Source organism: Bacteroidota bacterium (genome assembly GCA_040388375.1).
Taxonomy (GTDB): domain Bacteria; phylum Bacteroidota; class Bacteroidia; order UKL13-3; family UKL13-3; genus JAAFJM01.
This window is the reverse complement of record JAZKBU010000007.1, coordinates 20,734-39,617: the sequence shown is the minus strand read 5'-3', so window position 1 is coordinate 39,617 and position 18,884 is coordinate 20,734. Positions and strand designations below refer to the sequence as shown.

Here is an 18,884-nt window from a genome sequence, read left to right as displayed (position 1 = left end):
TTAACTATTTTAGTCTCTTCTGCCTGTAAACAAAAGTACGTAATACATAAGGGTACCAATTGATGCAATAGCATTCATTACATAAGTAGAAGCTGCCCAGTTTAAAGCTGTTTTAGCTTCGTTTGCTTCTCTGCCTACTACATAACCTTTTGTATTTAACCAGGCTAAAGCTCTTTTGCTGGCATCAAACTCTACGGGTAAAGTTATAATGCTAAACAAGGTACTTAAGGCAAAAATAACTATGCCTAACAGTAACAATTGCGGGAATATATTAATCATTAATACACCTCCCATTAATACAAAGGGTATAAACTGACTGGTAATACTTACTACGGGTACTACTTTGCTTCTAAGCATTAACCAACTGTAAGCTTTGGCATGTTGCACTGCGTGACCACACTCATGCGCAGCAACCGCAGCAGCTAAAACGCTGTTACTATGGTATACTACCTGGCTTAAATTTACTGTTTTATTAGCCGGGTTATAATGGTCAGTTAACTGTCCTTCTACTGAAAGAACTTTTACATCATATATGCCATGGTCGTGTAACATACGCTCAGCAATTTGTGCGCCTGTTAGTCCGTTTTGTAAAAAACTTTCGGCATATTGTTTTGCTTTTGCTTTAAAGCGCCATCCTATAAAATAGCTGGCAGCAATGGGTAGTAATACTAATATTAGATAAGGTAACATAATTTTTATTGTTTAATTTATAAGCCTAAGCAAACAAATAGCGTACTATAAGCACTATAACTGCCAATAAGAACATTAAAATGGAAATTTTGTTAATTCCATGCATAACCTTCAGGCTAAAGTTTGACGTATTGTCTGTTTCGGGCGTTTTTTTCCAAAACAGTATGTAGCTCAAAAATTTCTTAATCATCATATTATTTACAATTATACCTCAAAAAAAGTTTTAACAACAAAATAAGAATATTTATTTGTTAGATGCGTCTAACTTACTAGTTTTGCGAAACTAATTATATCTATGGATAAGCACTCTGATAAATCATTAAGCGAAATACACGAAAGCGTAAATATACCTGTTCAGAAAAACTGGTGGCGTACGCTTTTGGCGTTTATAGGGCCTGCTTATTTGGTAAGTGTTGGTTATATGGACCCGGGTAATTGGGCTACTGATATAGCCGGAGGAAGCCAGTTTGGTTACCAACTCATTTGGGTATTGTTAATGAGTAATTTAATGGCTTTGCTCTTACAGGGTTTAGCCGCTCGGTTAGGCATAGTAAAAGGCTGGGATTTAGCCCAAGCCAGCAGACAACAGTACCCAAAATGGACCAATGTTTCTTTGTATGTATTTGCCGAAATAGCCATTGCCGCTTGCGATTTAGCGGAGATAATAGGGATGGCAATCGGTTTAAATTTACTGTTTGGTTTGCCTTTAATATATGGTGTTTTAATTACGGTGCTTGATACTTTTTTATTATTGCTTTTAATTAATAAAGGAGTACGCAAGCTTGAGATATTTATTGTTTCGCTGGTTAGTATTATTGGGCTTTCGTTTTTAACAGAGTTGTTTATTGTTGATCCTGACTATATAGAAGTAAGCAAAGGTTTTATACCTACCAACCTAGATGGCAATGCCTTGTACATAGCCATTGGTATTATTGGTGCTACCGTTATGCCCCATAATTTGTACCTGCATTCGGCATTGGTTCAATCGCGTAAAATTGAAAAAAACGATGAGGGTATTCGCAAAGCCATTAAGTTTAATTTTATTGATTCGTTCATTGCTTTAAACATGGCCTTTTTTGTAAATGCTGCTATATTAATTTTAGCCGCTACTGCCTTTTTTAAGCTGGGGCATCATGAGGTTTCAAGTATACAGGATGCACATATTTTACTGAAAAGTTTATTTGGCAATCTGGCTCCTGCCCTGTTTGCCATTGCTTTAATTTGTGCAGGGCAAAGCTCTACCATTACGGGCACACTGGCCGGACAAATTATTATGGAGGGTTATTTAAACTTACGTATCAGCCCTTTATTACGCAGGTTGATAACCCGTTTAATAGCTATTATACCCGCAGTAGCAACCATTTTATTTTTTGGTAACGATAAATTAGGCAGCCTGTTGGTACTTAGCCAGGTGGTGTTAAGCTTACAACTTGGTTTTGCAGTTATTCCGCTTATTCACTTTACCAGCAGTAAAAAACTAATGGGCTCTTTTGCTATTAATAATTGGGTAAAAATAGCTGCATGGATTACGGCCATTATTATTGTAAGCTTAAATATAAAACTGGTTATTGAAGAAATTATAAAACTATTTGATGTATTGGGTGGTGATTATATTATAGTAAAACTATTGGTATTGGCTACCTGCTTATTTGCATTGGGGCTTTTATTATACATTACTTTCAATCCGTTGTTTGTAAAACTCAATACACAAAAACGATTAGTCCCTCACGGCAATGCGGTGCAGTTGGAATACATTGAACCTGTTCAATACAAAAAAATTGCCATTTCAGTTGATTTCAGTAAACAGGACCAGGCTACCATAAACCACGCTATTACTTTGGGCGGAAAGGATATGGATTATTTATTGATACATGTGGTAGAATCGGCTATGGCTAAACGCTTGGGTAAAGATGCATTGGATACGGAAACCCTATCAGACCAAGCTAATTTGGAAGCTTACCAAAACAACTTAAAAGAATTGGGTATTACCGCTGATATACAGTTAGGCTACGGCAACAGGGCTAAAAGTATTGCACAAATTGTAAATGAAAACAATATGGATGTGTTGGTAATGGGTGCACACGGACATGCTGGTATAAGCGATTTAATTTTTGGCTCAACTGTTGACGATGTAAGGCATTTGGTAAATATTCCGGTATTGGTTGTTAAAGCATAAAATAATATGAAAAAGTTATTCATTATCCTGTATGTGTTGAGCAGTGTTGCTTTGTTTGCGCAGCAAAAAAACAAAGTGCCCTTTACTGTTGGTCAGCAATTGCATATAAACGCCTGTGTAAAAAACAAACCTGAATATGTAGGTATAGAATTGTATAGCCGCACTGCGGCTTACGATAAAACGGCTTACGACTCCATTACGGGCGAAGGCTTTACCAAAGTATTTTTCAATACGCCAAGTCTTGATGGTAAAAGATTGCCTTGCTCTATGGGTGGCAGAAAATATACCATTGCTGCTATAGAATATATACAGGATAAAGACATTACACACCGTGTTATTGTGCTATATGACAACTACCATTTAAACATTATCTGGATTGATTACGATGTAGCTTTGGCTGAAAAGGAAATAAGCCTGAAACCTGCTCCTAAAGCAAAAAAGCTAACCTTTGTAAAACGGAGACGTTAATACAAACAAAATAACCTATACTAAAAAAGCCCGACTGCAATGCAGTTGGGCTTTTTTAGTATAGGTTATTTACTTACGCTTCGTCTTTCTTTTCAATAGTAACAGGATTTTCTTTCTTATCAGGGTTCATCATTTCCATGAGCTTTAATCCCAATAAACCTTCCATGGCATTGCCGCCACCGTTGTTACCTCCAATTAATACATCCGGTATTAGTTTGATATTGCCTTTCGATAACTCTTCGGTAATTTTATAACGGGTAAAGTTTTCGCCACCCAATGCTTTTACGGCTAACTCATAGGCTTCGGCTGTTGACTTACCAATGGCTAAAATTTTACCTGCTTCGGCATTACCAGTTAAAACTATTTGCTCTGCCTGTGCCGATGCTTTTAGCTTAATAGATTCTGATTCGGCTTGCGCACGCAGCTTGGTAGCCTCTGCTTCCGCACTTACGGCTAACCTTACACTGGCAGCATCTCCCTCCGATTTTTTAACCGTTGCGTTAGCTGTACGTTCGGCTATCTCTACACTTTGTTGTGCTTTTACTATATCTTTCTGCATATCGGCAATGGCAGTTTCTTTCTCCATTCCTTGGCGAGTTTCCTGTGCCTGCTTTTGTGTATTGTAAGTTATCTTTTGCTCTTCTGCCAGCTTCCTGTCGGTTAATGTTTTCATTAACGATTCTGGTGGTACTATATCGCCAATTAAAGTATCAACAGCATTTACGTTATACTCATCCAATACTTTTTTAATATGTCCTTTGGCTGATTCCTGACGCTCTTTACGGGTGCTTAAAAAAGCAATTACATCGCTATCCTGTGCCGAGTTTCTAAAATAGTTACCAATAGTTGGCTCTAATACCTGCGATACTAAATTAACCATATTACCAAAACGGGCAATCACTTTTGGTGCTTCCGTAGTAGGTACATGTATAATTTGCGCCACATCTAAGTTAAACGGAAATCCGTCTTTAGAGCGTACGGTAATGGTCGATAAGTTTTTATCTAAATTATGGGCTTCGCTTCGGGCTGCAGCCCAGTTTAAAACAAGGTTGGTAGTTGGTACCAACTCTACTTTCATAATATATTTGTTAATAGGGTATTTACCCGGACCAAGCGGCTCTAGCCAAACGCCTTTAAATCCTTTTTCTACTATATTACCATGTTTAAACTCTGAGCCTGTTAAATCGCTTCCCTCTTGCCCTATGTACGATATAACAACGCCCACATAACCAATAGGTATTTCCGTCATCGGAATTTCTTCCATTTGCACTGCCCAAGGATTTAAGTTATACGAACCTGCTAAAATAACCTGTGGTTGTAAACCTCTGTTACCACCATTTTTAAGGAAGGTATCAAAGTCCTGGAAATTATTATGTCCGTCCACCAGCTTACCTGCTATTTGTCCTGCATCTATAGGCATACCATCTAAAGTGGTTACTATACCCACCATGCTTTCCTGTATGCGTATCATATCGGTTATGGATACCTGAAACAACATGGTATTGATACGGTACGAACCGGCCGTTATATAAACCGTTTGGCGACCACGTTGTCCGCCATTGTTTAAAAACTTTTCTGCATCCTGAAAATTATCGCACTCTGCACGTTTACCTAATATATTACCTGTTGGAATCTCTGCACCATCTTTTGCCAATACCAAACCTATTTTTCCTTCCGGTATTATCATAAAGCTTTCCATGGTTACATCATACTGCCAAACCCACATCCAGAAGTATAGACCGGGAGCCAATGTTTTTGCCTGGAAACCTGCTTCGCCTTTGGTAGCAATAATGCGTCCATCAGGTAATTCCTTATCAGTACCAAACAGTACAAATTTTTTGGTTACTAAACCTATTTTATCTTCGGGAACTATTACCATTCCGAATAAAAACCTCAATATAATTTTGTACAGTAATAAACAGATGACCAATATAATAATCCAGCCATAATGCGTTAAAAATTCTCCCATAGTTGTTTTGTTTTGTAGCGTGCAATTAAATAAATTAAATGAAATATGGCATTATTTTTATGATTAACTTTCTATAGTATTTAAACTACGCTGATTACTTGCAAATTTTGAAAAGGGAAAAAGGTAACAAAACGTCACCTTATTTACCCACCAGTTTATATTGTATGCCAGCACTGAACCATCTTCCTGGCATTTGTACATAACCTGCCTCTGTATATTGTTTGTTCAATATATTGCTCATATCAATGTAAGTGAATAAGCCTTTGTATTGCCAACTCAATCTGGCGTCTAACAATTGGTAATCAACCAAACTTACTCTTTCTATGTGCCTGCCCGATAAAGTAAGCATGATACTTTTGGGTAATTTAATAGCTGCTTTTATAATCAGTTGGTGTTTTAAGTTGGTGAGTGCATAATAGCTTTTATAATTTTCGCTTTGCAAAAGTTTCATATCTATATAAGTATAGTCAACAGACAATTTGTTTAAAATGCCTTTGGTAAAATAAGCAAACGAAAACTCCATACCATCGGTTTGTAAGTGGTTTACATTTAAAGGTTGCCATTTTAGCGAATCGGCCATTTTAGCCCAATCAATGGTATTGTTGGAGTACCTATTAAAATACGATGCAGCTATGCTAATGGCTTGTTTTTTATATTGTATTCCTATTTCTGAATTGATTGATTTTTCTGGCGTCAGTGCACTGTTACCTATGTTAGCAGGCCCTTTGTAATACAAATCGGTATACGTAGGTAAGCGCAAAGCATTATCGAGCGTGGCAAATAAAGTTATTTGCGTGGTGGCTTTGTATTGTGCATCAAACCCGGGGAAAAAATCCAGTTGGTTATTGTTTAATAAATTAACATACACCCCTGGCGTAATGAATAGTTTTTTGTTTAATAAGCTAAACGCATGCTCTACAAAAAGTCCTTGTATATTTCTATCTCTTATGCCCAACTGTTCATTTCTTTTACCTGACGAAAAATTATAACTCCTAATACTTTCGTTTCTTATATCAATACCAATACCCGTTTGCCCTAATTTATTATAATGCGTAGCATGTAACTCTAAACCCATGGTATTGGTATAATGTTGGTTTTCGTAGATGCTGGGATTGTTTCTCAGGTAAATATATTGGTCGCCATTATTGCGCCAATAGGCTTGTGTAAGTATATGCCAATTGTTTATTTTAAATTTATCTTTTATACCTATAAAAGTACTTTTGGTTGTTTCAAACTCGGTTGATTTTGCTACATAAAAACCTCTTGCACCAAAGGCACGCTCGGCATAACCACCAAAAATATCCAATTGGTTTTTGGATGTATGAATGCTTGATTGGTAAAATATTTCTTTGGTTTTAAAATCGGTATTGGTGGTATACCCATCGCTGGTTGATTGTTTAACCGCTATATGCTGCGCCCAGTTTTTTATGTGCCAAGCGGCCCCAAGCTGAGCAGCAAACAAACCATATTCTCCTCCCATAACACCTGCATACACCATATTGTTTTTAGGTACTTGTGTTAGTATGTTTACATAACCACTGTAAGCATTTAAACCATATTTACGGGCGGCTGAGTTTTTGGCTACTATTATTTCTTTAATGGCTTCTTCGGGCAATGGCAAATTCATGTTATGATGACCCGTTTGTGGGTCGTTCATTTTTAAGCCATTCAATAAAATTTGTGTTTGGTCAAAGGAACCACCTCTTATAGATACATCGGACTGTATACCCGCAGGACCCCTTTGGCGTATATCTACTCCATTTACGTTACTTAACAGGTCGGCTACGCTTTTATGTGATTGTAATAGTGCCAACTCCATTTTTAAGAGCACATGGCTGTTGGGCAATTCTTTAATCTGTAATCGGTTTTCTTGTATTACTACCGTATTTAATTGGTTACTGTCTTGCTGTGCTGTGGCTCCGTTTATTAAACTGAAAACAGCCAATATTCCCCCCAATATTTTATATTTCATACTTAAAAAATTGGGCGCAATTATAGTTGCTTATGTGTATGGGAGGTGCTTACGGGTATTGATAAAAATTATATATCCTTCATCCTGTTGATTGTCAGTATTTATTTTGTGTTTTAGTATTTTATAATACTAATAACGTATGCCATTACAACTACTTAATACTTACGGAATGGTTATAAAAAAAGCGCAAAGGCTTGGCCTTTGCGCTTTTTTATGGGAAGCTTTATTTTATAGGAATAGCCTCGCCCCGTTTAATATCGTCAAACAATTTTTTAAGTAGTAAATTACTTTTGTAGCTGTACGGGCGACTCTCAATGGTTTTGTGCATATAGCTCATTCTATCTTTGGTAACAGGGTGTGAACTTAAAAATTCAGGAACTATTATAGTGGTATCGTTACCAGTTACCAGCTTATCAAACAAATGGGTCATGCCATATGGGTTTACGCGGTTGCTTTCCATAATATCAAATCCTTTTAAGTCGGCTTCGCGCTCAAAACCTCGCGAAAAGGATAAGGAATATAAACCATTGGCATTATCGGCAAGGGTAGCCATAATACCATTGGCATCACTCAATATGGCCGATACGATTAAATAACCTGATACATTACGACAAAGCATTTTTACGGAGTGCCTTTCATTTACATGAGTAGCTTCGTGGCCTATGAGGGCTACTAGCTCATCGTAATTATCCATTAGCTCTATTAAACCCGTAAATACTACTATGTGTCCATCGGGTAAAGCAAAAGCATTTACGGTTTCCGATTTTACTACCGTAAATTGAAGCGGCTTTTGGTTATGCAATTGCAGCTTTTTAGCAAACTGATTAAGGCTTTCGGTTCGGAATGAATCTATTTCGTTGTACTCCATAAACTGCTCGTAAAACTCCTCACCTACTGTTATATCGTAACTTTCGGGTACTAATACTACTGCATGTTCGGCCACGGCCGGCAATACCCATATATAACTAACTACTAAAAGTGCAAACAGGGCAAGGGCTATAGATATATGGGCTATAAAACCTAAATTAAGCAAACCCTGATACCAACTGTCCTTACCTATTGCTTTTCTATATTGGTTTAACTGGTGTATAAATGCCTGGTCTTCTATTTTAATGGTTTGTATAGGGCTGCTGCCATATTGTATGGTATGCAATCCGCTTACATGGTTTAGGATAATATCTTCTACAGGCCATTTTTGTATACTTAAAGTGTCCGAAGCAAAAACCAATAAAGCATTTTGCGTATCAAGCAACAAATCTATGGTTTGCGCAGTAGACGAGTTTCCATCAAAATAGATAGCCGTGGTTCTATACATTATAACGTAATGTCAAGGTTTAAAAAGTCACTTACATCTTCGCCTGTAGCATCAGTAAATTCTTCTTCGGTTTGACTAATGGTGTCTAAGTCTATATCGCCTTCTACTACTATATTTTCGGCCATAAATTGCATGGTGCGGGTTACTACCCAAGCATAACCCAAGCCTAAGGTAAATACTATAATTAAAAAATTAACCACCATTAAAGCAAAAAAACCACCTCCGGTTGCTTTTGAATGTAAGTTTATTCTTTCGCCATCTTTATACATGCTTAGGTTATCTACAAAAAAGGCAAACATTTCTTTCATCCACCAAAAACTATAAATACCTAAGGTTAAAATTGACAATATATAACCTTTAAATACCAACCAAAAGTAATCACTACCATCGGCCTCGTAGCGGAAACTAATATTGCCAAAACGTACATTACTCAATACATACCTTCTTAAATTAACAGCAAACCAAGCCCCGTAAATACCAAAAGTTACGATGGTTAATAATATACCTTTTACAAATAGCGCTATTAGTTTATCTCTATCGCCACGGTAGCCAAAACGAATGCCTCTCCATGAGGTTCTTGACATGCGGTAACGGTACGAACCATGTATAGCCAATGGAATTAAAGCCAAAAAGCCTATATACATTAGCAATGCACCTATAACAGGCATTTGCAAATAAATAAACAGGAAAAAAATACCATAAATAATAGCAAACAGTATTATGGCTTTAATAAAGCCTTTAAACATTTCTTGTCCGGTGCCGTGGAAAGCAAACCTATCATTATTTAAAGAGGTAGCTCCAAATAAATAGTTGAGTTGTTTGGCTTTGGCCCAAGGGTAATATAAACCCAAGCTTACTAAGGTAAGCAGCCAATTAATAATAAGTACCCCAAATAACTCACTGCCTCTGCCGTGATAATCAAGTTGGTAATTTTTTGTTTCAGTTGTAGGTGTTTGTTCCATAAATAAATTTTTAGTTTTAGTAAAGCCAAAAATATTTATTTTAATACCATTTACAAACTTTGGGTATTTATTATTGGGTTGTTAATAAAGGAGAAATCTATTTTTTATACTTGGTGTTTATTTAAATTAACTGATTATGGTACGCTATTACGGGTATACTGCCAGTAAACTATCCGCTTGGGGGAAAAAGTCGGTAATAGGGCTAATGGCTACTATGTTTTTGTTTTTAACCACTACAAAAGTATTGGCATAATTAACCAGTTGCAGGGTTTGCAGCGTATTTGTACTGTCGTAATACATAGATTGAAAACCACTAAACATTTCCTTATTCAAAGCATGTATAATGGTAACTTGATGGGTTAAAGCTGGGTTGGTATTGTGTATCGTAAAACATTTGGTACATTGGTTAGCCGGAAAAAGCGCATACAATTGCGTATCCGTTTCCGGTTTTATACCCCACATAGCCGCATAGCTAAAAAACTCCTTATTGGTAGTGTAGTTGACTTGTTTACACCCAAGCAAGCAACTAAAAATTAAAATAATAAAAATTCTTAGCATTGGTTTTAGGCTCTTTAAGTAAAGGAATGGCTATACCTTTTGTGGGATGCACTGCAAAACAAAAAGGGTCATCATAAACAGGTTTAAACAATACATAGTTAAGAATATTATAATCACTATCCATTACAATGGCTTGTAGCGGTTGGTCTGTATCAACTATATTTCTATCCTTTACATGTTTTACAGGTAATTTATAATAGGCTACGTAATGCCCGGTAGCAGGGTTGTATTGAATACCGTAGTACCTGAAATTAGCATAAGTATATTTACTCAAAGCACTAAAATAATTGGGATCATCAACATTTAATTGCGTTTGTACAGGTAAACAAAAGTTTTTGTTTTGGAGTACCTTCTTGGTAACCATACCTGTGGTTATGTTTAACCTATACAGCGTATCAAAACAAGGAAACAGAAGTGATACAATACTATCCTTTACGCAATACATATGCAGTCTTTCTACATAATTATATAAAGCCTTAGGCTTATCCAAATAATTACTGATGTTATCAATAACACCATTTTGAGGCGTAAACGAAGCCATAATATGTTCATCTATTTGGGCTGTCCCGGCAGGGCTTGTATATTGGCAGTATAATACATTACCCTGTTTAATAAGGGGAGTTTGTCTGTTATAACCCAAGCGATACTCTTGTTCAATAAACGGAATAGTAGCGGTTCGTTTATAAAACTGCGATTGTTTAGTAGCAGCGTCTACAATGGTCCAATTGTTCTCCGCATCCGTTAAATAGTATTTGCCTTGCAAAGGCGTAAAAAAGTAAAAATCCACCCGCTGATTCACCCGTATGTTTTGAGTACTATCAAGCACAAAGGTATTACCCTTTAATTGATAGGTTTCAATTTCATTTTTTACCGGGTCAAATGAGTTAATAGTTTGGGCATTGGTAAAATTGATAAACTGGCAAACGCTGTTAAAATCGTTAATGTTTATGGTAAAAGAGTCCGTAATGAACTCGTCAGCATTGTAAGTATTTCCATTTACCTTTTCCCGGCAACTTGTAAAAAAACAAATTGCCAGGAATACAAAAGCTATATTTTTAATTGATAACATGTAAGTGTATTATTTAGGTAATTGAAATCCAAAGTCCATATTCTCCGTACTAACTGGGTTAGTAGGTCCTGCCATAAAAACTACTACATCGTCAGCTTCATAATTAATATTTAAATAGTAAGTATCACTTTGCAATTTAACCAAATCTATGGAGTCAAGTTGTTCCGAAATTTCTTCAAAATCACTTGAGTTAAATAAATCGCTCACATAATGATTACCATTTGCAGGCGCCAGTTTAAGCATATCCACCAACTCATCATACTTTCTGGGAGCTTCCCGTGTGCCTTTATTCATCAGTGTACAGTTTGTAGTCACTGTTGCATCACATTTATTGGTTTTTATCATTTTTGCATTTTTACCAGAAGTAGGTTTAGGGTCTTTTTTTGTATTTGTCGAGGTAAGATTAGGAATAGCTTTTTTAAAGGGTAAAGCACTTTCCTGTTGTTTTTCACGACTACAGGCAACAAGTACAAGAGTAGTCATTATAATTATTATTCGTTTCATTATTGTTTGTTTAATAGTTTGTTATTTACCTCACTATTTAAAGCTAGCCTTGGGGTTATGGCATTTTTAGTGTATCAGCAAATCAGTATTGCTATGTTTTGTTATTTGGCTACTTTCGTAGCTAAATAGGATGTAGTTTTATCAGCATAGGACAACGTTTTATTTATTTACATGGCCTGTAGGTGTTAGCGCACCTATGGGCTTTTTATCTATATTTGTTATATTACTTATATATATATTGACTGCAATAGTAAATATGTATTTATTACTATCCAATAGTATAAATACCCTTTTTTAGTAGGAAAAACACTCTTTTTTTTAAAACTAATATGTAAAACGAAAAAATATAAATATTGGTATATAGGTAGGATTACATTTTTATATCTTACAGTTCATATAGTTAACGAAGCACTTTACGGATTGTAATTACGCCATTGCAGGCGTCCCCGCATGCAATTAATATTCTTCCCTTTTCTTGCTTCAATACTTTTTGCATGAGCAAAATAGTATCCAAAAATGCCAGGCTACTTATTGGTCTGAAGACACAATAAGGGCAAAATACTTCTGTACGCACGCTGAAGGTATTTCTGCTTTTTATATGATATGTTAGTTATAAATAAGTACTAAAAATTTATTTTACACATAGTCCTAGTTTTAGGAACATAGTAAAAATTTATTTTATATACAGTCCTCATTTCAGGAACATAATAAAAATTTATTTTATATGCATTCCTCATTTCAGGAACGTAGTAAAAATTTATTTTATATATATTCCGAGTTTCAGGAACATAATAAAAATATATTTTATATACAGTCCTAGTTTCAGGAACGTAGTAAAAATTTATTTTATATACATTCCGAATTTGAGGAACGTAATAAAAATATATTTTTTATATAGTCCCAGTTTCAGGAATGTACCAAAAACATTTTTTTCATACTGTCCGGGTTTTAAGTAGGCAGCCAATCAACCCATCTCTTATTAACTCGTAAACTACTAAGCCCTTTTTCATACCGTTTAAATGTGTCATTTTTAAAATAGTATACTGCTCCTTCATGTCAATAAATGACACTTTCAGCACAGCATAATACTTTTTTAGCGCTGAAATATTTAAGTTGCCATATGTTTAAAGCCTTATGGATACTAACCATTGTTTGGGTCTGTTTTAGCAACCCCATACATGCGCAAAACCACAATATAGATAGCCTGCAAAAGGCTATTAAGCACATGCCTAACGACAGCAACAAGGTAAAAGCGCTGCGCGATTTGGCCTTTGGCGTTGTTTTATCTGACAGAGAAGCGGGTAAAGTTTTAACACACGAAATAACTACACTAAGCACCCAAATACATTACGCTCCGGGTTTGGCTATGGCCATGGATTTAAACGCCAATATGCTGCGCACAGAAGGTTTATACAACGAGGCCGTTGATTTGCATTTACATGCTTTGCGCCTGTACGATTCGCTTCAATATGAAAAAGGATATATATCTGCCCTGGTTAATATTGGCAACGACTATTTTTATTTAAACAACAAAAAGAAAGCATTGGGTTTTTACCTACAAGCACTATCGAAACTAGAAGCCAGCGATTATAAAAAATATGTATCCATAGCCAATAATATAGGCAATATTTATACCTCGGAAGGAAAATACAAAGAAGCCATTGCCTTGTATTTAAAAGCGCTTCCTTCTGCCCACAAGGACAGCACTTTTGTTAATCAATCTGTATTATACTGCAGTATAGGTATAGCCTATGCGGAGTTACGCATAAACGACAAAGCCATTGACTATTTAAAACAGGCCATTGCATACCAGAAAAAATCCAATAACAAACTAAGCTGTGCCAGCACCGCCACCACACTGGCCAGTGTTTTAATAGGCACAGGTAATTATAAGGAAGCCAAACACTACCTGGACAGCGGCTACCAATTGGCCTTACAAATAGGCGCACGCTCGGTAGTTTCCAACTACTACCGCAATATGGGGGAGCTGTGTTTTCAAACCCATAAGCCGGCCGAAGCTTACGCGTGGCAAAACAGGTTTATAGCCTTAAACGATTCGTTAATTAACCAGTCGCATGTAGCCCAACTGGCCGAAACAGAAACCAAGTTTAACGTAGAACGTAAAAACAAAGAGCTGGCTTTGCTACAAACCGCCAACGAGTTAAAGGAAAGCGAACTGAGCAAAGCCTTATTGCAAAAAACCATATTTATAATATTGCTTGGGGCTATGTTTTTACTGGTGTTTTTACTGTATAGAAATACCCGGTTAAAAAAGAAAACCAACCAAACCCTAACCACCGAAAATGTAGGCTTACAAACCGAAAACATAATGGCACAATACGAAATACTACGCAGCCAGATTAGTCCACACTTTTTATTCAACAGCTTAAATGCTTTAAGCTCGCTTATACAAACCGATGTAAAAAAGGCTGCCGAATTTGTAACCGTATTCTCTAAATTTTACCGCAACATACTCTCACAAAAAGGCGACTCGCTGATACCCTTACAAGAGGAGCTAAACTTGGTAGATGATTATATGTATTTGCAAAAAATACGTTTTGGCAATAATTTGTTATTGCATAAAAACATAGCGGCAGAAAGTATGGCGCTATTTATTCCGCCCTTTTGTTTACAAATGTTGATAGAAAATGCGCTTAAACACAATACCATAGAAGAAGAGCATCCTCTACAAATAAATATATACACCCAACAGCATTACCTGATTATAGAAAACAACCTGCAAATACGTACGCACAAAACAAACAGCATGGGCGTTGGTATAAAAAATATTATGGCCCGATTTGCTATTTTGCACAACGAAACGCCCCGTTTTGAAACCCGCGATAATAAATACATAGTCATTATTCCATTGATACAAGCCCACACTATATGAAAGTATTGATTATTGAAGACGAACAAATAGCGGCTGACTATTTACAAAAGCTATTGCAGGAAATAGATAGCAGCATAGAAGTATTGGCGGTTATTCCATCAGCAAGCAAAGCCATTAGCTGGTTTAAAAATAACCTGGCACCCGATATTGTTTTCCTTGACATTTATTTATCAGACAATATAAGCTTTAGTATTTTTGACAGCGTAGTGGTAAAAGCACCTATTATTTTTACTACCGCTTACGACCACTATGCCCTGAAAGCTTTTAAGCTAAACAGCATTGATTATTTGTTGAAACCCTTTGATAAAAGTGAGCTTAAAAATGCACTGGATAAGTACCACGATACAAAAGTTGTATCGAAAGAAGTATTGGATAAGCTACTACATGAAATGAAAAATCAGGACACTTTTCAGAAACGTTTTATGGTTACATCAGGCAGTAAAATACGCTCTATTGGTATAGATGATATTGCTTACTTTCAATCAGAGGGACGTTATGTTAAAGTAATACTCAACGATGAATCTACCCACCTGATTGATTATACTTTAGATAAACTGGAAACGATGTTAGACCCTGAATATTTTTTCCGTATAAACCGACAGTTTATTATAAAAATTCAGGCTATTAAACAAATGACTGCTTATACCAAAGGGCGTATAAAAATAGAAACCACCCCTGCCAGTACCGAGGAGTTAATAGTAAGTATTGACCGCTCTGCCGATTTTAAAAACTGGTTGAGCAAATAAACCTTGCTAAAAATGTATTATATATTAAAAGACCTTGCTTGTAAAGCCAAGGTATTTTGTGTTTTTATACCTGCAAAACAAGCCTGCCTTATTCATCAATTTTTGCTAAACTTGCAGCCCTAATTACATACCACGCTTGTCATTTAATCCATACCAATATAATTTACCCGTTGCCGATATTATTACTGAGGTAAAAACACATTTAACCAATAACAATACCCTCATCGTAAATGCCCCTCCGGGAGCAGGAAAAAGTACCTTATTACCTTTAACCTTACTGGAAGAAACATGGCTCAGCGGTAAAAAAATAATAATGCTGGAGCCAAGGCGTTTAGCTGCGCGCAGTATTGCCATGCGTATGTCTGAACTATTGGAAGAAGAAGTAGGGCAAACCATAGGTTACCGCATTCGGTTTGAAAACAGAATAGGCCCAAACACCAAAATAGAAGTAGTAACCGAAGGTATTTTAACCCGCATGTTGCATACTGATAATGCTTTGGAAAATGTGGGGCTGGTTATATTTGATGAGTTTCATGAACGCAGTTTATTTGCAGATGTAGCTTTGGCTTTATGCCGCGAAGCACAACAAATATTAAGGCCCGATTTGCGTATTATGATTATGTCGGCAACCTTAAATATGCCACAGCTAACAGCTTTGTTAAACTGCCCTGTAGCCGTAAGCGAGGGCAAACAATACCCGGTGGCTATACATTATACAGGCGAGCAAGACCCATTTTTGCTGCCCGAAACAACATCGCAGGCAGTAATAAAAGCGGTTAAAGAAAACCCGGGCGATGTATTGGTATTTTTACCGGGCGAAGGCGAGATAAGAAAATGTGCCGAGTTGTTAAAAAACAAACTCACTGATTTTGCTATTCATCCCTTATACGGACAATTACCACAACGCGAACAATACGCAGCTATTATGCCTAACAAAACAGGTAAACGTAAAGTAGTATTGGCTACCTCCATAGCCGAAACCAGTTTAACCATTGAAGGTATTAAAATAGTAATAGATACAGGCTTTGCCCGCACATCGCGTTTCGACCCTAAGTCAGGTTTATCGCGTTTGGAAACAGTAAGCATTACCAAAGACTCAGCCGACCAACGCGCAGGGCGTGCAGGGCGTTTAAGTGCAGGCGTTTGTTACCGTATGTGGACCAACGCCACACACCAGCGTTTGGCTGAACACCGCACACCCGAAATAATGGAAGCCGATTTAGCCGCCCTGGTATTGGATATGAGCAAATGGGGTATTGCCAATATTGAACAATTAACCTGGTTAACACCACCACCCAAAGCAGCCGTTGCACAAGCTTTTGATGTATTAACCAATCTGAATGCCATAGACGCAAATAAACGTATTACTGAGCATGGTAAAGCCATTCACCAGTTGCCTTGCCACCCACGTATAGCGCACATGCTTTTAAAAGCCAAAACAGATAATGCCATTGCTTTAGCTACCGACATTGCTGCTATTTTAGAGGAACGTGATCCTTTACCAAAAGACAGTGGTATAGATATAAACTTACGTATTGAAGCATTGCGCAGGGCCAGACAGACCAACAGCTTGGGCAATAAGTTTGGGCGCATAGACAAGGTAGCCGACTCGTACCGTAAAATGTTACAGGTAGAAGCCGAAAACACACCCGTTGATGATTACGAAACAGGTTTATTATTGGCTTATACTTATCCGGAACGCATTGCTTTTGCCAGACCTGGAAACAATGCACAGTTTCAATTAGCCAATGGTAAAATAGCTACTGCCGGACATAGGGATAACTTAGCCAACGAGCCCTGGTTAGCCGTAGCCCATATTGATACGCGCGATGGCTTGGGAAAAATATTTATGGCTTCACCCTTAAACCCAAAAGACTTATTGCCGATGGTGAAAGAACGCGAAGTAATAACCTGGGATACCCGCAAAGGTGGTTTAATTGCCACCAAAGATTTACGCATTGGCAGTATTGTATTGCAATCAAAACCATTGCCTGCACCAAGTGCAGAGCATTTGGTTGATGCTATTTGCAATGCCATAAAAACCGAAGGTGAAGCCTTGTTGAATTTTGATGAAAGCTTTGCCCAATTACAAAACCGTATTTTAAGTTTACGTAAATGGAATAGTGCCGATAACTGGCCCGATGTAAGCACCTTTCATTTATTACTGACCAATAAAGAATGGCTTGCCCCCTATTTAACCCAGGTAAAAAAGCCGGAAGATTTAAAGAAAATAAATATAACCGAAGCATTGAAGAACCATTTAAGCTGGGAGCAACAACAAGCGTTAGACAAACTGGCTCCGGCTAAAATACCCGTGCCCAGTGGCTCCAACATAGCTATTGCTTATTTAGCCAATGGCGAAACTCCTATCCTATCCGTGCGTTTGCAGGAGGTATTTGGTATGGCCGATACGCCTAAAATAAACAACAATACCATTCCATTGGTGTTGCATTTGTTATCGCCCGGTTTTAAACCCGTGCAGGTAACGGCTGACTTACGCAGCTTTTGGAACAATACTTATTTTGAAGTAAAAAAAGAATTGAAACGCAGGTACCCCAAACATGCCTGGCCCGATGACCCCTGGACTGCCAGTGCCGTAGCCAAAGGTGGCGTAAAAAGGTAAGCATTTTACTTCTCCATAATACGCTTGCGGTGCTTGGCTCCCCAAACCTGTAATTCCTGTATTATTTTCTCTAACGATTTACCATAGGTGGTCATGGAGTATTCAACCACTACCGGCACGGTATCGTACACAGTTCGTTTCACTAATTGGTTTTGCTCTAAATCCCTCAATTCCTTAGAAAGCATTCTATCTGTAATACCCGGAATGTGTTTGGATATTTCGCTGAATCTTTTATTGCCAAACGATAATGAAATGATAATAGGTAGCTTCCATTTTCCACTTAATATATCTAACGCATCTCTTACAGGCAGAATGGCTTTTGTGCATTGCTCCTTGTTGTGTACTATTAATTCAGGCATAATTTCTTGTCAATTTTACGTTTAGCTTTTGTGGTATGCAAGTACTATACTTTTGTATAGTGCTATACTATTGTATAGTACTTACTTTTATATAGCAAACGTATATACATTTGCCCGCATTACAAAACAATTTAAAAACAAAACAAATATGACAAACAAAACAACACGTATTATTGCTATAGTACTTATGGCTATTCCTTCATTAATGTTAGTAATGAGCGGGGTAATGAAGCTGATGGCATCACCGCAAATAGTAGACAGTTTAGGCAAAATTGGATTGGGTAGCTACATTACATTATTGGGTATTATAGAAATACTAGCGGTAGCGCTTTTCGTTTACCCCAAAACAAGCCGCATTGGTTTTTTATTGTTATGTTGTTACTTGGGTGGCGCTTTATCAATAGAGTTAGCCAGTGGACACCCTCCTATGGCTGCTGCCTTTTTAACTTTATTATGGGTATCGGTATTCTTAAGCAACAAAGCCATGTTTTTGGCACCTGCTACCGGTGAGGTAAGCAAATAATAAAAAAAGACCTCAGTACAAACAGATAAGTACTGAGGTCTTTTTACAAAAGCCATC

The 18,884-nt window shown here is 37.1% G+C and carries 16 protein-coding genes; 6 read left to right on the top strand and 10 right to left on the bottom strand.

The features are described from left to right. Window positions 1-9: 9 nt before the first annotated feature. Both V4538_11735 and V4538_11730 read right to left on the bottom strand, forming a co-directional pair. The gene (locus V4538_11735) at window positions 10-690 is read right to left on the bottom strand and encodes a zinc metallopeptidase (GenBank protein MES2381706.1); all 681 of its coding nucleotides are present in this window, start codon (window positions 688-690) and stop codon (window positions 10-12) included. A 25-nt stretch (window positions 691-715) separates the two neighbouring features. Continuing rightward, the gene (locus V4538_11730; protein MES2381705.1) at window positions 716-880 is read right to left on the bottom strand and encodes a DUF6728 family protein; all 165 of its coding nucleotides are present in this window, start codon (window positions 878-880) and stop codon (window positions 716-718) included. Between the two features lie 105 nt (window positions 881-985). On the opposite strand from V4538_11730, the gene V4538_11725 reads away from it, so the two are divergent. Together V4538_11725 and V4538_11720 are read left to right on the top strand one after the other, a co-directional pair. Next, entirely contained in the window at window positions 986-2,866 is a 1,881-nt protein-coding gene (locus tag V4538_11725) for an Nramp family divalent metal transporter (protein ID MES2381704.1), read from the top strand. Between the two features lie 6 nt (window positions 2,867-2,872). Next, the gene (locus V4538_11720) at window positions 2,873-3,334 is read left to right on the top strand and encodes a hypothetical protein (GenBank protein MES2381703.1); all 462 of its coding nucleotides are present in this window, start codon (window positions 2,873-2,875) and stop codon (window positions 3,332-3,334) included. Between the two features lie 73 nt (window positions 3,335-3,407). Here the strand turns inward: V4538_11720 and V4538_11715 are convergent, their stop codons facing one another. The 7 genes from V4538_11715 to V4538_11685 all read right to left on the bottom strand — a co-directional run bounded on the left by V4538_11715 (window position 3,408) and on the right by V4538_11685 (window position 11,683). Next, window positions 3,408-5,303: an SPFH domain-containing protein gene (locus V4538_11715; protein ID MES2381702.1), complete on the bottom strand. Its 1,896-nt coding sequence runs from the start codon at window positions 5,301-5,303 to the stop codon at window positions 3,408-3,410. Between the two features lie 139 nt (window positions 5,304-5,442). Further along, window positions 5,443-7,275, bottom strand: coding sequence for a TonB-dependent receptor (locus V4538_11710; protein ID MES2381701.1), 1,833 nt, complete (start codon window positions 7,273-7,275; stop codon window positions 5,443-5,445). A gap of 223 nt (window positions 7,276-7,498) precedes the next feature. After that, window positions 7,499-8,590, bottom strand: coding sequence for a M48 family metallopeptidase (locus tag V4538_11705; protein ID MES2381700.1), 1,092 nt, complete (start codon window positions 8,588-8,590; stop codon window positions 7,499-7,501). After that, window positions 8,590-9,552, bottom strand: a complete 963-nt coding sequence (locus V4538_11700; protein ID MES2381699.1) for a DUF898 family protein — start codon at window positions 9,550-9,552, stop codon at window positions 8,590-8,592. The genes V4538_11705 and V4538_11700 overlap by 1 nt, the downstream gene beginning before the upstream one ends. Window positions 9,553-9,699: 147 nt before the next feature. Further along, window positions 9,700-10,110 (bottom strand): hypothetical protein, encoded by a 411-nt coding sequence (locus V4538_11695; protein MES2381698.1) that lies wholly within the window; start codon window positions 10,108-10,110, stop codon window positions 9,700-9,702. Beyond that, window positions 10,079-11,179 carry a hypothetical protein gene (locus V4538_11690; protein ID MES2381697.1) on the bottom strand — a complete coding sequence of 367 codons (1,101 nt, stop codon included), beginning with the start codon at window positions 11,177-11,179 and terminating at the stop codon, window positions 10,079-10,081. Before V4538_11690 ends, V4538_11695 begins: the two co-directional genes overlap by 32 nt. Before the next feature lie 9 nt (window positions 11,180-11,188). Further along, entirely contained in the window at window positions 11,189-11,683 is a 495-nt protein-coding gene (locus V4538_11685; GenBank protein ID MES2381696.1) for a hypothetical protein, read from the bottom strand. 1,120 nt (window positions 11,684-12,803) lie between these two features. On the opposite strand from V4538_11685, the gene V4538_11680 reads away from it, so the two are divergent. From V4538_11680 to hrpB, 3 genes are all read left to right on the top strand, one after another. Beyond that, window positions 12,804-14,576, top strand: coding sequence for a histidine kinase (locus V4538_11680; GenBank protein MES2381695.1), 1,773 nt, complete (start codon window positions 12,804-12,806; stop codon window positions 14,574-14,576). After that, window positions 14,573-15,322 carry a LytTR family DNA-binding domain-containing protein gene (locus tag V4538_11675; GenBank protein MES2381694.1) on the top strand — a complete coding sequence of 250 codons (750 nt, stop codon included), beginning with the start codon at window positions 14,573-14,575 and terminating at the stop codon, window positions 15,320-15,322. Before V4538_11680 ends, V4538_11675 begins: the two co-directional genes overlap by 4 nt. Window positions 15,323-15,458: 136 nt before the next feature. Further along, complete coding sequence (gene hrpB / locus V4538_11670) at window positions 15,459-17,945, top strand: ATP-dependent helicase HrpB (GenBank protein MES2381693.1); 2,487 nt, start codon at window positions 15,459-15,461, stop codon at window positions 17,943-17,945. Window positions 17,946-17,950: 5 nt separating this feature from the next. Here the strand turns inward: hrpB and V4538_11665 are convergent, their stop codons facing one another. After that, window positions 17,951-18,304: a helix-turn-helix domain-containing protein gene (locus V4538_11665; GenBank protein ID MES2381692.1), complete on the bottom strand. Its 354-nt coding sequence runs from the start codon at window positions 18,302-18,304 to the stop codon at window positions 17,951-17,953. Between the two features lie 148 nt (window positions 18,305-18,452). Here V4538_11665 and V4538_11660 point away from each other — a divergent pair, with 148 nt between their 5' ends. Next, on the top strand, window positions 18,453-18,827 hold the full coding sequence (locus V4538_11660) for a DoxX family protein (GenBank protein MES2381691.1): 375 nt from the start codon (window positions 18,453-18,455) through the stop codon (window positions 18,825-18,827). Window positions 18,828-18,884: the final 57 nt, after the last annotated feature.

What these genes read in the sequence shown, in the direction of transcription:
- V4538_11735 (MES2381706.1), bottom strand. Translation starts at nt 690, where the DNA reads ATGTTACCTTATCTAATATTAGTATTACTACCCATTGCTGCCAGCTAT.
- V4538_11730 (MES2381705.1), bottom strand. Translation starts at nt 880, where the DNA reads ATGATTAAGAAATTTTTGAGCTACATACTGTTTTGGAAAAAAACGCCC.
- V4538_11725 (MES2381704.1), top strand. Translation starts at nt 986, where the DNA reads ATGGATAAGCACTCTGATAAATCATTAAGCGAAATACACGAAAGCGTA.
- V4538_11720 (MES2381703.1), top strand. Translation starts at nt 2,873, where the DNA reads ATGAAAAAGTTATTCATTATCCTGTATGTGTTGAGCAGTGTTGCTTTG.
- V4538_11715 (MES2381702.1), bottom strand. Translation starts at nt 5,303, where the DNA reads ATGGGAGAATTTTTAACGCATTATGGCTGGATTATTATATTGGTCATC.
- V4538_11710 (MES2381701.1), bottom strand. Translation starts at nt 7,275, where the DNA reads ATGAAATATAAAATATTGGGGGGAATATTGGCTGTTTTCAGTTTAATA.
- V4538_11705 (MES2381700.1), bottom strand. Translation starts at nt 8,590, where the DNA reads ATGTATAGAACCACGGCTATCTATTTTGATGGAAACTCGTCTACTGCG.
- V4538_11700 (MES2381699.1), bottom strand. Translation starts at nt 9,552, where the DNA reads ATGGAACAAACACCTACAACTGAAACAAAAAATTACCAACTTGATTAT.
- V4538_11695 (MES2381698.1), bottom strand. Translation starts at nt 10,110, where the DNA reads ATGCTAAGAATTTTTATTATTTTAATTTTTAGTTGCTTGCTTGGGTGT.
- V4538_11690 (MES2381697.1), bottom strand. Translation starts at nt 11,179, where the DNA reads ATGTTATCAATTAAAAATATAGCTTTTGTATTCCTGGCAATTTGTTTT.
- V4538_11685 (MES2381696.1), bottom strand. Translation starts at nt 11,683, where the DNA reads ATGAAACGAATAATAATTATAATGACTACTCTTGTACTTGTTGCCTGT.
- V4538_11680 (MES2381695.1), top strand. Translation starts at nt 12,804, where the DNA reads ATGTTTAAAGCCTTATGGATACTAACCATTGTTTGGGTCTGTTTTAGC.
- V4538_11675 (MES2381694.1), top strand. Translation starts at nt 14,573, where the DNA reads ATGAAAGTATTGATTATTGAAGACGAACAAATAGCGGCTGACTATTTA.
- V4538_11665 (MES2381692.1), bottom strand. Translation starts at nt 18,304, where the DNA reads ATGCCTGAATTAATAGTACACAACAAGGAGCAATGCACAAAAGCCATT.
- V4538_11660 (MES2381691.1), top strand. Translation starts at nt 18,453, where the DNA reads ATGACAAACAAAACAACACGTATTATTGCTATAGTACTTATGGCTATT.